Here is a 14448-nt window from a genome sequence, read left to right as displayed (position 1 = left end):
AAAATGATTATTAGTTGAGCATTAGTAATTCACTACAAACAACCTCTGTAATGTAGCGCTTGTTTCCTTCCTTATCGTCGTAGCTTCGCGAGGTCAATTTGCCTTCAACTGCCACTTCTTTACCTTTTGTTACGTATTTTTCAATGATTTGTGCCGTTTTGCCCCAAGCAACAATATTGTGCCATTGAGTGTCCATAACTTTTTCACCTTTATTGTTGGTGTAGCTTTCATTGGTTGCAATGTTAAATTTTGCCAATGTTTTTCCTGATTCAAGATTGATGATTTCAGGGTCGTTGCCCAAGTTACCAATCAACTGTACTTTGTTTTTTAGCGTGCTCATAATTTAAATTTTAATGTTAAACAGTTAATACTATCGAGTTCTTATGTTTCGACGATGCAAATATGGAACAGCTTTAAAAACTTATTCGGTACTTACTTATTTAATTTCGTTTGTAAATGTTTGTAGTCGTTTGTAAATGGATAATTTTCCTTACATTTAGAGCTATATATAATTTACCATAATGAACAACATCATTTCTCAACTAGAAAACAACAAATATGTTTTCGAAAATTTGTTGAAGGATATTGCGGAAGCGCAATATTTATGGCGTCCTGCGCCAGATAAATGGTGCTTATTGGAAATTGTTTGTCATCTTGTAGATGAAGAAATTTATGATTTTAGGGCAAGGGTAAAGCATGCGCTTGAGGATTCCGATAAAACTATGGTCCCCATCAATCCCGTTGGTTGGGTAACAGAAAAAAACTATATATCTAAAAACTTCGTTCAAACATTGCATAATTTTATTGAAGAACGAAATAAGTCTATTAGTTGGTTAAAGACGTTAAAACAGTCTAATTGGGAAAGCACTTTGCAACATCCAGATTTGGGAACCATGCCTGCCAAACTGTTTTTAAATAATTGGTTGGCGCATGACTATTTACATTTCAGGCAGATTGTAAGATACAAGTACGAATATTTTAAACAGAATAGCGATACAGAACTAAGTTACGCTGGCAATTGGTAAAAAATAGATTATGGCAAAACAATGTTTAGAGTGCGGTGAAAAAATTGTGGGCAGAATAGATAAAAAATTCTGTAGCGACGGTTGCAGAAATGCCTATAACAATCGGGTAAATAAAGACAGCAAGAACCTAATACGAAATACAAACAACCGACTCAGAAAAAACTATAGGATTTTAGAAGCCCTTAACCCGGACCAAAAAACAAAGACTTCTCGGGCAAAATTAATTGAGGCCGGTTTCGATTTTAATTATTTCACAAGCATATATACAACCAAAGCGGGTGCAGTATATTACTTTGTTTACGACCAAGGGTATTTGCCTTTAGAAGGCGATTATTATGCTTTGGTTAAGCGGGAGTAAAATTTTAGTGTAACAATTTATAATCATCATTTACAAATAGGTAATATATTTCATTAAGTTTAGATGTCTCAAAACCCCAATTTTTTCATGCCGTTATTAATAATCCTAATAGTAGGACTGGTTATTTTTTTGGCGATTTATTTCAGTAGAAAGAGTATTGTTTTACGTAAACTATCCAAATTTCAATTTAGGCATATAGGCCAATTTAGAAGCAATGAATTGACTAAAGTAACAGGGAAGGTTTTACAAGTTGAAGAGCCTTTTATTGCTCCTTTTAGTAAAAGGCAGTGTGTTGCTTATATTTTTCAGGTGAAGCAGAAAGTGAGTTCGGGTAAAAATTCGCATTGGAAAACGCTTGTTAAACACGAAAATATTCAAAGTTTTTTTCTGGAGCATAACGGTAAATTGGTCATGGTTAAGCCTTCTGTGGCATCCAATAATTATCATAGCTATATGGTTGAGGACAAACGCATAACCTCTGGAACTTTTAATGATCCTACACCCGAGTTTAAAAATGTTTTGAACGATTTTGGAATAGCAAGTGAAAACTGGTTTGGATTTAATAAAACTTTAAAATACACCGAGAGGATTATTGAAATAGGTGAAACTATTACCGTTGGAGGTATAGCAAAATGTAAAACCTTAAAAGAGCCCATTGAAGGTTATAACTATTCTAAAATAGCAGCTTTGGAAAGTAGTGCGGAGCAAAAACTTATAATTACAGACCACCCAGACGCCAAACAAAAAAGAAAAAGCTTTTGATCTTTAAATCAAAAGCTTCGCTTATTATACATGGTAAATTATTTTATCTCCAGTTATGCCCTTTTAACTGCATAGCGGCTTTAAGCACATCTTTCTGGCTTATTTGCCCCACAAGTTTACCGTTTTCAACAATCGGGAAACGTCGCCGTTTAGCATTTAAAAATTTGTTGGCTGCATCAAAAATATTCATGTTGCCATCAATGGTTTCAACATTTTTAGCCATGTGTTTTTCAATGGTTTGATCCTGCATGGGCATATTGTAATAGCGGCTCTCACTAATTTGTTTAATGCAATCGCCTTCAGAAATTACACCAACAAGTTCGTTTTTGTCATTAACCACCGGCCCCCCAGAAATTCTATGCTTAATTATTGCCTGCATCACACTTTCTATGGTTTGGTCTGGTGTAAACGTAATTAAGTCTGTAGTCATGTAATCGCTAACGGTCAATGACGGTGAATCATCAGTATTTGATTGCTGTCTCCGTGCCCCTTGAAAACTCTTTATTCCCATATTTAACAAATTTAGTAATCTTAAATATACTTATTTATTTTAATAAAACCTAAACCATTTTTTGATTAAGTAAATTAAATGCTGATTTTTTATATAAAAATTGAAATAATTAGCATTCTTTTAAGAGTTTAAATGCTAATTTTTTATAGTTTTAGCCCGCTTAAATAAATTAGATTAAACACATTAAAAACAATGATGAAAAAATTATTTGGATTGGTTTTATTGCTGGGTAGTATTATGGTGAGTGCACAAACTAACTCAGAATTAACAAAACACTATGAGGCTTATTACAAGCAAATGCAGGCGCAGGGTGATGTTCAAGGCATTATTAACGGACTAACACATCTTAACGTTCTGGCACCATCGCAAGCTAGAATGGATACTTTGGCCTATATATATATGAGCGAAGGCAAATACATGCAGGCCTTAAATACCATTGGTATTGAAAAAAACACATCAGATTCTGATATTGCCCTGGAAGTTAAAGCAGTCTCTTTAAAAGCGGTAAAACAACCGGAAATGGCCATTGGTCATTTTGAAGAAGTCTTTAAAAGAGAGCCAAATGCTTTGGTGGCTTACGAATTGGCTGAGTTAAATTTACAATTGAAAAAGATTGAAGAAGCAGATAAACATATTGCTTATGGATTGGCAAATTCAAAACCTGAAATGAAGAGAGCATTTTATGAGTCACAAAACCCTTATGAAGTGTCTTTAAAATCGGCGTTCATGTACTTAAACGCCCTGTCAATGTATAATAAGGATACCAAGGGAAATATTGATGCTGCTGTAGATATTTTGGATGCAGCTTTAAAGGCTTCACCAAATTTTAATTTGATACAAATTACCAAAAACGAGCTTTTAAGACAAAAACAAGTGTTGCAAAGCCAAGGGGCACAGCCACAGAATTAGAGCTTATTGAAATTATACTTAAAGGGTCTGTTCAAATTTTTTGAACAGACCCTTTTTTGTTTTTAAGGTTTTTCAATCTCGCGGTTATCAAACTCAACTTTTTTGTTCATTTGTAAGTTGAGGTTCGAAAACGCTACAAAAAATTCTTTAATGGTTTTAATGAGTTCCTCTTTACTTGTAGTAGTAAGGTTGGAAAGGCTTTCCAGCTTTTTAAACTTAGTTTCCAAAACCAAAACCCTTGCCAAAACAGATTCTGTATTTAATTCGGTGGGCATGGTTTGCCTCAAGTTTTTAAAAAGGTCTTTGGCGTGTTCCTTGCTAGTTACAAAAAAGCTTAAATCGCCTTTTTTGATGCTTCCTACAACATCCCTCACTTGCGCATACTCACCTGAATTCACCAAAAGTTTTTCAACGTTTTCATCCAAAATGTAGTCTGTGTATTTAATTTTGGCAATATCCTGTGCGGTTACTTCTTTGCTCGTGTTTTGCTCATCTTTCTCAACAATTTCAGTCTTTTGAGCTTTTCCGCAGTAAGTAATAAAAACGAGAATACTAGATAAACTTAAAATGTAGGTGCGCATGCCGATAATTTTAAACACAAAAGTACATGAATTTTTTCATCCAGAAATTCACAAAAAGTGAATGGAAAAAATTCATGGACTAACAAATTGATTACTGATGTGAGACTAAATTTTGCAATTTTATTAAAGCAAAATTTAGTTTTTTTAAAAGAAATATAGAGCAATAGTTTCTCTTTTATTTGTTTGATTTAACAATAAATTATAAATATCCGATATTTTAAGTGCGATATTGCCAATAAAATATTATTATTTTTGAAATATCTTTAATTAAAAGAGTTTAAATGGCTTCTAAAATATTGATTATTGGTGCTTGTGGGCAAATTGGTTCTGAATTAACATTTGCCTTAAGGAATATTTATGGTAGTGAAAATGTTATTGCCAGCGATATAAGTTATGGCAATTTAGATATTGTTAACTCAGGAATTTTTGAAATAGTTGATGCTGTAAATTACGCAAGCCTTAAAACATGCATTGAAAAATTCAATATCGATACTGTTTATTTAATGGCAGCTTTGTTAAGTGCCAAAGGAGAAAAGTTTCCAATGAGGGCTTGGGATTTAAACATGACTTCCTTGTTTAATGTGTTGAATTTGGCACGTGATAAGTTCATCAAAAAAGTGTTTTGGCCCTCTAGTATTGCCGTTTTTGGTCCGACTACTCCGGTTGATTATACGCCGCAATATACCATTATGGAGCCCTCCACCGTTTATGGTATTACAAAACAAGTGGGCGAACGCTGGTGTGAGTACTATAATAATAAATATGGGGTAGATGTTAGGAGTTTGCGCTATCCTGGAATTATAAGTTGGAAAACAATGCCCGGTGGAGGTACAACCGACTATGCCGTTGAGATTTACCATAAAGCCATTACCAATGGCCACTATGAATGCTTTTTAAAAGAAGACACCGAACTCCCCATGATGTACATGGACGATGCCGTTAAAGCCACAGTAGATATCATGCAAGTCAAGCCAGAAGATGTAAAGATTAGGTCGTCCTACAACTTGGCAGCCATAAGCTTTGCCCCTAAGGAAATTGCAAAATCCATAAAAAAACATATACCCGAATTTGAAATAAGCTACAAACCCGATTATAGACAGGAGATAGCCAGTAGTTGGCCAAAAAACATCAATGACTCTTATGCGCGGCAAGATTGGAAATGGAAACATGCTTTTTCTTTAGAAGATATAACCGATGAAATGCTCTTCCAACTTAGAAAGAAATTTGCTGGAGTGTTAAACAAATCTAATTAGTTGTATATTTGGCTACCCTAAATCTTAATTGATATGCTCGAAAATATTTGGTTTAACGTAAATTATGGCATTAATCACGTACTTGATATTAATGCTTACGACCATGTTTTATTTCTTATTGTTCTAACAGTGCCTTATGTTTTTAAGGATTGGAAACGTGTGCTATTGCTGGTTTCCATGTTTACGATTGGCCATACCTTGTCTTTGGTTTTGGCGTCATATAGTGTTATAAGTGTTAATGCTGCCGTGGTAGAATTTCTAATTCCTATTACCATAATGATTGTGGCGCTGTTCAATGTATTTACTTCAGGAAAAGGAGCCCAACGCGAAAAAGTTGGGGTATTGTTTTTGTCAACATTGTTTTTTGGACTTATTCATGGTTTGGGTTTTGCTCGCGAATTCAGAATGCTTTTGGGGGATAGCGATAATAAAATAGTTTTGTTGCTTGAGTTTGCGCTTGGTATTGAAATTGCACAAGTTATTATAGTGTTCATGGTGCTATTTTTAGGCTACATAGTGCAAACCATTTTTAGGTTTTCCAAACGTGATTGGATAATGGTAATATCGGCCATAGTGGTCGGTTTGGTAATTCCCATGATTTTAAACAGTGACTTTTTAGCATAAAATTTTCGTAAAACTTTAACGCACAGGCGTTGCAATTAAAATAGGAAGCGAGTATATTCGTTATAGGTTTAGGCTAAAGGGGTTGACGCAGTGACCTAAATGAATTGTAATTGAGATGATAGAAAAGTAGTTTCTCGTATTTAAATCTCAATTCTCAGTAATTATAAAATAGATTAATGCCAAAAGATAAACAGCTTAAGTACGACAAGGCTTATTTGAGAATTGCGCAAGAGTGGGGGAAATTGTCGTATTGCAACCGCAAACAGGTTGGAGCCATTATTGTAAAAGATAGGATGATCATTTCAGATGGTTACAATGGAACACCATCGGGGTTTGAAAATTTTTGCGAAGATGAAGAAGGATATACAAAATGGTATGTTCTTCACGCCGAAGCAAACGCCATTTTAAAGGTGGCGGCATCAACCCAATCGTGTAAAGGAGCCACCCTGTATATAACTTTATCACCTTGTAAGGAATGCAGTAAACTGATTCATCAAGCGGGTATTGTAAAGGTGGTTTACAACAAAGCCTATAAAGATGATTCCGGATTGAAGTTTTTAGAAAAGGCCGGAATTAAATTAAAATTAATTGAAGATTTAGCCGTGTGATGTCATTTCAAAAAAAATACATACCGTTATTTTTAGGAGTTGCCATAGCAATGGGCATTTTTATTGGGGGAAAGCTCGACTTTGCTGATTCTCGTGATAAACTATTTTCCACCAACAGTAAAAAGGACAAAATCAATAGGCTCATTGATTATATTGAATACGATTATGTTGACGACATTAATACCGATAGTATAGTTGATGTTACCGTAAACGGCATTTTAGACCATCTGGATCCGCATTCGGTTTATATTCGAAAAGAGGATATGCAACGCGTTGCTGAAGAAATGAAAGGTGATTTTGTAGGCATTGGCGTGAGCTTTTATACCTACAAAGATACTATTGCCGTTATCAGGGCTGTTGAAAATGGGCCCAGTGCAAAAGCTGGCATTAAAGGTGGAGACAGAATAATCATGGCCGATGGCGATTCACTTTTTGGAGATAAACTAAAGGATGAAGAAATCCTTGAAAAATTAAAAGGCGAAATAAACTCTAAAGTTAAATTGAAGGTCTACAGAAGGGGAGAGCCAAAACTTTTGGATTTCACCGTAAAACGAAGCAACATACCCATTAAAAGTGTTGACGCAGCTTATATGCTTACGGATAAACTGGGTTACATCAAAATAAATCGTTTTGCTGAATCCACCTATAAAGAGTTTAAGGCAGGTATTGAAAAATTACAGGCCTTGGGTGCTACCGAAATGGCTTTGGATTTAAGAAATAACCCAGGGGGATTAAAACACATTGCTGAACAAATAGCCGATGAGTTTTTAGAAGATGATAAACTCATTTTGTTCACAAAAAATAAGCGAGGGGATATCGAAAAGAGTTTTGCCACGAGTGAAGGAGACTTTGAAGACGGTAAAGTATATGTGCTGATAGATGAGAATTCAGCTTCTGCTAGTGAGATTGTGGCTGGGGCTTTGCAGGATAACGACAAAGGCACCATCGTTGGAAGGCGCTCTTATGGAAAAGGTTTGGTTCAGCGAGAAATGGATTTGGGTGATGGCAGTGCAGTTCGTTTAACAGTTTCACGATATTACACGCCAACAGGACGCTCCATCCAGCGACCTTACGACCACGGCAACAAAGATTATTATGACGAGTATTTTGAGCGTTTGGATAGAGGTGAGCTTCTAGATGCGGAAAAAATTCAGGTTGATGATTCTCTAAAATTTACCACGCCGGGTGGAAAAACTGTGTATGGTGGCGGTGGCATCATTCCAGATGTATTTGTTCCCATTGATACAAGTATGCAAAATGAAACACTTTCCTTTTTGCAACGTCGTGGTTTTTTCGGAAATTTTGTTTTCGAGGAATTAGAACAAGACCGACACAAATATGATGGTATTTCACGACAAGAGTTTATAGATAACTTTGAATTGGGCGACGATTTGGTGTTTGCTTTCCAAGATTATTTAAATATAAGAAGCGACTCAAAAGTCACTTTTGTGGCCTATCACGACGAAGTGGAGCAATACATTAAAGCCACGTTGGCCGATCAACTTTTTGGCAATGGTGCCTTCGAAGAGGTCTTCAATCAACGTGATATTATGATTGAGGAGGTTGTTAAGTTAAGCGAGGGAGAATGATTTTGTCATGATGAATTTGGTTCAATATCTTTTAAGCTAAACTTCTATTTTATCATGTACCTTAGCATGTTTTCCACCATTCCAAAGGGTTAAGATATCTGTAGCAACTTGTGCGCCGCTGCCCGAGGCAATGGCAAATTGGCTTCGCCATCCGGCCAGTGTGCCTGCGACATATAGGTTTTCTTCAATTAGATGGTCGGTGTTTTTTAACCAAATGCGGTCTTTTTCAACAGCCGCTCTAGGGTGCGGTTCAATGTATTTATCCAAACCTTTTAAGGTCATTAAATTGGTGTACCCAACGGCAATAACTACGATTTTAGATTCGTAACTATTTTTGTTGGTTTTTATTCTAAAAAGATTGTTGGCTTTGGAAATGTCGAGCACTTTTTCTTTAACAATTTGCTCTACATGTGGGTATAGTGTTTTGAGTTGTTTCATGCCGCTTTCCAAAATGGATGCTCCAGTAGTTTCTGGCTTTAAACCTAAAACATTATTAAATAATGCTGTTTGTAAATGCGATGTTTTTTGGTGGGCAATAATACCAATGCTTTTATTTTCGGCGTAATCCTTATTTTTTGCAGAACCCAAAACCAAAGCACACGACATGCCAGCGGCACCACCGCCTATTATTAAAACATCATACATATTATTGGTGCTCTTTCACTTTTTGTTCGATGCGTTTAGAAATTCTTAAAATGGACATCATTAAAATAACGCATAATGAGGCCACAATGGTAATGACAGCAATTATGCTTTCGCCTTTAAAAGGTGCATTAAAATCTACTTTGGTAAAATTAAAAATTATGAGGCCCAATGCGATTGCACTCAGTATAATTGATAATATTTTCATCTATTTTGGTTTTAATAGTATTTTGTTTCTTTCAGTTGAGTCGCTTTTTTGACGATATCGATTGTTTCATTGCCAAATGCCCATTATGGGCTTAGGCGAACTCAAATAGCGCCTTAATGTTGTGGGTAAAAAGCTTTACGGCAATGGCCAATAAAACTACGCCGAACACTTTTCTAATAATGTTAATGCCGTTTTGGCCAATAATCCGTTCGATTTTGGACGATGTTTTCAAAACAATAAAAATAATAATAACATTGATTATTACCGCAACGATTATGTTTTCTGTTCTGAATTCGGCTCTTAATGAAAGCAAAGTGGTTAAACTCCCAGGTCCTGCAATGAGTGGAAATGCCAAAGGAAATACTGCAGTGGTTTTAGAGTTTTGTTCTTCTTGTTTGTAAAGGGTGATGCCCAAAATCATTTCCAATGCAATAAAAAATAGGATAAAGGCCCCTGCAACGGCAAATGAATTAACGTCAATGCCAATCAGTTTTAAAATGCTGTTTCCCAAAAACAGAAAAACAATCAAAATTACACCGGCTACTATGGATGCTTTTTCGCTTTGTATATGTCCAGCTTTTTTTCTTAAATCAATAACAATGGGGATGTTGCCAACAATGTCTATTACGGCAAACAACACCATAAACGCTGTAAATATTTCTTTAAAATTGAGTTGCATAACAATGCTTTTAAATTTTGTGCAAAAGTATGGCATTAAAGTAAATATCTATACGGCTAAACGCTAAAGTTTAGTTATTTTTGCACGTTCCAAGATAACCATTTTTATGTTTCAATTAGGGAAAACCATAGTTTCAGAAGATATAATAGAAAAGGATTTTCTGTGCAATCTGTCGGCATGCAAAGGGGCTTGTTGCATTGACGGCGATGCCGGTGCTCCACTTGACGATGAGGAAGTTGCTATTTTGGACGAGATTTATCCAAAAGTAAAGCCTTTTATGCGAAATGAGGGTATTGAAGTGGTTGAATCTGAAGGAACTTCAATTAAAACAGAAGACGGCGATTTAGAAACGCCGCTTATAAATGGAGCCGATTGTGCCTACGTTATTTTTGATGAGAAAAAAGTAGCGCTTTGTGCCATTGAAGAAGCCTATAATCAAGGTGAAATTACTTGGAAGAAACCTGTCTCATGTCATCTATATCCTGTACGGGTGCAACATTACACGGAGTTTTCGGCCGTGAATTATCATAAATGGCAAATTTGTGATGACGCTTGCTCACTAGGAAAAGAATTGCAGGTTCCTATCTATAAATTCGTAAAAGAGGCGTTGATAAGAAAATTTGGGGAAGATTGGTATTTGGAGTTGGAAAAGGTTGCCCAAACTTTTCAACAATCTTAAAAGAAGCTTCCTAAAACACCTTAAAATAAAGGGATTAACAGCAATAAACCTATGAACTTTTTGTTAACTTTTTAGATTTCAAAAAAAGTTAATGTGTTAATAGTCAATACACTAAGCTATTTTTCTTGTAAACTTCTGAATTTTCCAACAATATTTCTTTGTTAAAAACTTGTTGAAAAGGTTTCGTGTTTTTCTTCAAAATATATCAATCATTTTGCAATCTTTGTTAACCCGAAATCCAGTCAAATTTTAGTTTAATTTTCAAAAAACCGTTAAAAAAATGTCTCAAGTAGTAGAACCCATTCTTCAAGAAAACAAAGATCGTTTTGTAATTTTTCCTATTCAACATCATGATATTTGGGAGTGGTATAAAAAATCTGAGGCAAGTTTTTGGACGGCAGAAGAAATAGATTTGCACCAAGACCTAACAGATTGGGCAAATAAATTAAATGATGATGAGCGTTATTTTATAAAACATATTTTAGCATTTTTTGCTGCTAGTGATGGTATTGTAAATGAAAATTTAGCAGAGAACTTCGTGAACGAAGTACAATATAGTGAGGCGAAGTTTTTCTACGGCTTTCAAATTATGATGGAGAACATCCACAGTGAAACTTATTCGCTTCTTATTGATACTTATGTAAAGGACGAAAAAGAAAAAGACATATTGTTCAAAGCCATAGAAAATTTCCCTGCTATTAAAAAGAAAGCAGAATGGGCATTAAAATGGATAGAGTCTCCAAGTTTTGCAGAACGATTAATTGCCTTTGCGGCCGTTGAGGGTATTTTCTTTTCGGGGGCATTTTGCTCAATTTTCTGGTTAAAGAAAAGAGGGGTTATGCCTGGATTAACGTTTTCTAACGAGTTAATCTCTCGTGATGAAGGTGTGCATTGCGATTTTGCCGTACACCTGCACAACAAACATTTGGTGAACAAAGTTTCAAAAGCACGCATTACTGAAATTTTAGTTGATGCCTTGAATATTGAGCGTGAGTTTATCACCGAATCATTGCCTGTTAGCTTAATAGGTATGAACGCTAAGTTAATGACCCAGTATTTGGAGTTTGTTACGGATAGGCTACTTTACGAATTGGGCTGCGATAAAGTATATAATACTGCAAATCCTTTTGATTTTATGGATATGATTTCGTTGCAAGGAAAAACCAATTTCTTTGAAAAACGCGTGTCTGAATACCAAAAGGCAGGTGTGCTCAATAAAGAGGAAGAAAAAGACAAATTCAGTTTTGATGCAGATTTTTAAGGGTATTCCCTCAAGTAATTGCCCTTAAAAAAGCTGCTAAAAACAGCATTTCCAATTTAGGAAAACTATAAAATCATTTATTAATTAATTAAACCAACTAAACTTTGGCTAAAAACCTTTGTGCCAAATTTAGGCTAACTAACTAACCCATTTCTGAAGGTGTATCAGAAATTAAAAAAAGTGTAAAAACAATGTATGTAGTAAAAAGAGACGGAAGAAAAGAACAGGTAATGTTCGACAAAATCACTGCCAGAGTGAGAAAATTATGTTATGGATTAAACGAATTGGTTGATCCATTAAAAGTCGCCATGCGCGTTATTGAAGGTTTGTATGATGGGGTAACTACCAGCGAGCTGGATAACCTTGCAGCTGAAATTGCAGCAACAATGACCACGGCTCACCCCGATTATGCTAGATTGGCAGCACGTATTTCAGTTTCTAACTTACACAAAAACACCAAGAAAACATTTAGTGAGGTGATGCATGATTTGTACACCTACGTAAACCCTAGAACGGGCAAAGATGCGCCTTTACTTTCTGATGAGGTTTACAATGTGATTATGGAAAACAAGGACCGCTTGGATTCTACCATAATCTACAACCGCGATTTTGGCTATGATTATTTTGGGTTTAAAACTTTAGAACGCTCATACCTTTTAAAATTAAACGGACAAATTGCAGAGCGTCCACAGCATATGCTCATGCGTGTTTCGGTTGGTATTCATTTAAATGATTTAGAGGCAGCCATTGAAACCTATGAGCTCATGTCTAAAAAATACTTTACTCACGCTACACCAACATTGTTCAATTCTGGTACGCCAAAACCACAAATGTCATCGTGTTTTCTTTTAACTATGAAAGAGGACAGTATTGATGGTATTTACGACACTTTAAAACAAACTGCTAAAATATCGCAATCTGCTGGCGGTATTGGTTTGGCTATGCACAACGTTCGTGCCACAGGAAGTTACATAGCCGGAACAAATGGCACCAGTAATGGTATTGTGCCTATGCTGCGCGTTTTTAACGACACGGCTCGCTATGTAGATCAAGGTGGTGGAAAACGTAAAGGAAGTTTTGCCATTTATTTGGAAACGTGGCATGCCGATATTTTTGATTTCTTGGAATTAAAGAAAAACCACGGTAAAGAAGAAATGCGCGCACGCGATTTGTTCTATGCCATGTGGATTTCAGATTTATTTATGAAGCGTGTTCAAGAAAATGGGGATTGGACGCTGATGTGCCCTAACGAATGCCCAGGATTACCAGAAACGCATAGTGAAGAATTTGAAGCTTTATATACCAAATATGAGGCTGAAGGAAGGGGTAGAAAAACCATTAAAGCCCGTGATCTTTGGGAAAAAATCTTGGAATCGCAAATAGAAACGGGCACCCCTTATATGTTATATAAAGATGCTGCAAACCGTAAATCCAATCAAAAAAATCTTGGAACAATTCGTTCGTCAAATCTATGTACTGAGATTTTAGAATACACTTCACCAGATGAAGTGGCCGTTTGTAATTTGGCATCCATTGCCCTTCCAATGTTTATTAAAAATGGAGAGTTTGACCATAAGGAATTGTTCCGTATTACAAAACGTGTTACCAAAAACTTAAACCGCGTAATAGATAGAAATTTCTATCCAGTTCCAGAGGCAAGAAACTCTAATATGCGCCACAGACCAATTGGTTTGGGTGTACAAGGTTTGGCAGATACCTTTATTCAATTGCGTATGCCATTCACAAGTGACGAAGCCAAACAATTAAACCAAGATATTTTTGAAACCCTTTATTATGCTGCCGTAACGGCCAGTATGGAAGAGGCTAAAGAAGAAGGGCCATACGAAACTTATGAAGGTTCTCCGATTAGTAAAGGAGAATTTCAACACAACCTTTGGGGCTTAAAAGATGAAGAATTAAGTGGTAACTGGGATTGGACCAAACTGCGCAAACAAGTGCTTAAAAATGGAGTTCGAAATTCCTTATTGGTGGCGCCAATGCCAACAGCTTCAACATCGCAAATTCTTGGAAACAATGAGTGTTTTGAACCATATACTTCAAATATTTATACACGCCGTGTGCTTTCTGGTGAATTTATTGTGGTAAACAAACATTTGTTAGAAGACTTGGTAGAATTGGGCCTATGGAACGAAAACTTGAAACAAGATATTATGCGCGCCAACGGTTCTATTCAAGATATTGATGTGATTCCACAAGACATTAAAGAGCTTTACAAAACGGTTTGGGAATTGAGCATGAAAGACATTATAGACATGTCTCGTCAGCGTGGTTATTTTATTGATCAGTCGCAATCGCTCAACCTGTTCTTGGAAGGTGCCACCATGGCAAAATTAACCTCCATGCATTTTTATGCTTGGAAGAGTGGTCTAAAAACAGGTATGTATTACTTGAGAACCAAAAGTGCTGTTGATGCCATCAAATTTACTCTTCAAACCACTAAAAAAGAGGAGCCAACAGCAGAAGTGGCAGAGGTTGTTGAGGTAGAGAATTCTGCAGCAGCAGAACAGGCCGAAGCAAAGAAAAAGAAATTGGCGGCACAAAATGCGGCAAAATTTGCAAAACAGAATGAAGAAGAAGTGAAGCCGATGACTGCAGAGGAAATGAGAGCGTTGATTGACCAAGCAAAAGCTAGTGAAGGTGATGACTGCCTCATGTGCGGGTCTTAATAAATAAAGTTTAGGGATTGGGTGTTCCCCCTTTAGGGGGGACCCCAAATTTAAAAAGGGCATCACGCCACA

At 36.1% G+C, this 14448-nt stretch carries 17 protein-coding genes; 11 read left to right on the top strand and 6 right to left on the bottom strand.

All coding sequences use genetic code 11. The annotated features are described in order from the left end of the window. Positions 1 to 10: 10 nt before the first annotated feature. Entirely contained in the window at positions 11 to 340 is a 330-nt protein-coding gene (locus ACB104_RS11595; protein WP_370478870.1) for a single-stranded DNA-binding protein, read from the bottom strand. A gap of 181 nt (positions 341 to 521) precedes the next feature. Between ACB104_RS11595 and ACB104_RS11590 the strand changes: the two genes are divergently transcribed. The 3 genes from ACB104_RS11590 (at position 522) to ACB104_RS11580 (ending at position 2145) form a co-directional block, all read left to right on the top strand. Next, positions 522 to 1025 (top strand): DinB family protein, encoded by a 504-nt coding sequence (locus ACB104_RS11590; protein ID WP_370478868.1) that lies wholly within the window; start codon positions 522 to 524, stop codon positions 1023 to 1025. Between the two features lie 10 nt (positions 1026 to 1035). Beyond that, positions 1036 to 1383, top strand: a complete 348-nt coding sequence (locus ACB104_RS11585; protein ID WP_370478867.1) for a hypothetical protein — start codon at positions 1036 to 1038, stop codon at positions 1381 to 1383. Between the two features lie 87 nt (positions 1384 to 1470). After that, positions 1471 to 2145: a hypothetical protein gene (locus tag ACB104_RS11580; RefSeq protein WP_370478866.1), complete on the top strand. Its 675-nt coding sequence runs from the start codon at positions 1471 to 1473 to the stop codon at positions 2143 to 2145. Between the two features lie 43 nt (positions 2146 to 2188). Here the strand turns inward: ACB104_RS11580 and ACB104_RS11575 are convergent, their stop codons facing one another. Next, positions 2189 to 2656 carry a CBS domain-containing protein gene (locus tag ACB104_RS11575; protein ID WP_370478865.1) on the bottom strand — a complete coding sequence of 156 codons (468 nt, stop codon included), beginning with the start codon at positions 2654 to 2656 and terminating at the stop codon, positions 2189 to 2191. Between the two features lie 195 nt (positions 2657 to 2851). Here ACB104_RS11575 and ACB104_RS11570 point away from each other — a divergent pair, with 195 nt between their 5' ends. Then, positions 2852 to 3565, top strand: a complete 714-nt coding sequence (locus tag ACB104_RS11570; RefSeq protein WP_370478864.1) for a hypothetical protein — start codon at positions 2852 to 2854, stop codon at positions 3563 to 3565. 62 nt (positions 3566 to 3627) lie between these two features. On the opposite strand, the gene ACB104_RS11565 is transcribed toward ACB104_RS11570, so the two are convergent. After that, positions 3628 to 4146 (bottom strand): hypothetical protein, encoded by a 519-nt coding sequence (locus ACB104_RS11565; protein WP_370478863.1) that lies wholly within the window; start codon positions 4144 to 4146, stop codon positions 3628 to 3630. A 281-nt stretch (positions 4147 to 4427) separates the two neighbouring features. On the opposite strand from ACB104_RS11565, the gene ACB104_RS11560 reads away from it, so the two are divergent. The 4 genes from ACB104_RS11560 to ACB104_RS11545 all read left to right on the top strand — a co-directional run bounded on the left by ACB104_RS11560 (position 4428) and on the right by ACB104_RS11545 (position 8220). After that, complete coding sequence (locus ACB104_RS11560) at positions 4428 to 5399, top strand: NAD-dependent epimerase/dehydratase family protein (protein WP_370478862.1); 972 nt, start codon at positions 4428 to 4430, stop codon at positions 5397 to 5399. 33 nt (positions 5400 to 5432) lie between these two features. After that, positions 5433 to 6023: a HupE/UreJ family protein gene (locus ACB104_RS11555; protein WP_370478861.1), complete on the top strand. Its 591-nt coding sequence runs from the start codon at positions 5433 to 5435 to the stop codon at positions 6021 to 6023. A 176-nt stretch (positions 6024 to 6199) separates the two neighbouring features. Beyond that, entirely contained in the window at positions 6200 to 6631 is a 432-nt protein-coding gene (locus tag ACB104_RS11550) for a deoxycytidylate deaminase (protein WP_370478860.1), read from the top strand. Then, on the top strand, positions 6631 to 8220 hold the full coding sequence (locus tag ACB104_RS11545) for a S41 family peptidase (RefSeq protein WP_370478859.1): 1590 nt from the start codon (positions 6631 to 6633) through the stop codon (positions 8218 to 8220). Before ACB104_RS11550 ends, ACB104_RS11545 begins: the two co-directional genes overlap by 1 nt. A 36-nt stretch (positions 8221 to 8256) precedes the next feature. On the opposite strand, the gene ACB104_RS11540 is transcribed toward ACB104_RS11545, so the two are convergent. The 3 genes from ACB104_RS11540 to ACB104_RS11530 form a co-directional block, all read right to left on the bottom strand. Further along, positions 8257 to 8865 carry an FAD-dependent oxidoreductase gene (locus ACB104_RS11540; RefSeq protein ID WP_370478858.1) on the bottom strand — a complete coding sequence of 203 codons (609 nt, stop codon included), beginning with the start codon at positions 8863 to 8865 and terminating at the stop codon, positions 8257 to 8259. 1 nt (position 8866) lies between these two features. Beyond that, positions 8867 to 9070, bottom strand: coding sequence for a hypothetical protein (locus ACB104_RS11535; RefSeq protein ID WP_370478857.1), 204 nt, complete (start codon positions 9068 to 9070; stop codon positions 8867 to 8869). 91 nt (positions 9071 to 9161) lie between these two features. Further along, positions 9162 to 9749: a MarC family protein gene (locus ACB104_RS11530; RefSeq protein WP_370478856.1), complete on the bottom strand. Its 588-nt coding sequence runs from the start codon at positions 9747 to 9749 to the stop codon at positions 9162 to 9164. Positions 9750 to 9855: 106 nt separating this feature from the next. On the opposite strand from ACB104_RS11530, the gene ACB104_RS11525 reads away from it, so the two are divergent. From ACB104_RS11525 to ACB104_RS11515, 3 genes are all read left to right on the top strand, one after another. Beyond that, on the top strand, positions 9856 to 10428 hold the full coding sequence (locus ACB104_RS11525) for a DUF3109 family protein (protein ID WP_370478855.1): 573 nt from the start codon (positions 9856 to 9858) through the stop codon (positions 10426 to 10428). Between the two features lie 280 nt (positions 10429 to 10708). After that, the gene (locus ACB104_RS11520; RefSeq protein ID WP_370478853.1) at positions 10709 to 11689 is read left to right on the top strand and encodes a ribonucleotide-diphosphate reductase subunit beta; all 981 of its coding nucleotides are present in this window, start codon (positions 10709 to 10711) and stop codon (positions 11687 to 11689) included. Between the two features lie 191 nt (positions 11690 to 11880). Beyond that, positions 11881 to 14376: a ribonucleoside-diphosphate reductase subunit alpha gene (locus tag ACB104_RS11515; RefSeq protein ID WP_370478851.1), complete on the top strand. Its 2496-nt coding sequence runs from the start codon at positions 11881 to 11883 to the stop codon at positions 14374 to 14376. Positions 14377 to 14448 lie beyond the last annotated feature (72 nt).

The sequence above is a fragment of the Tamlana flava genome (genome assembly GCF_041287255.1).
GTDB classification, from domain to species: domain Bacteria; phylum Bacteroidota; class Bacteroidia; order Flavobacteriales; family Flavobacteriaceae; genus Tamlana; species Tamlana flava.
This window is presented reverse-complemented; position numbering and strand designations above follow the sequence as displayed.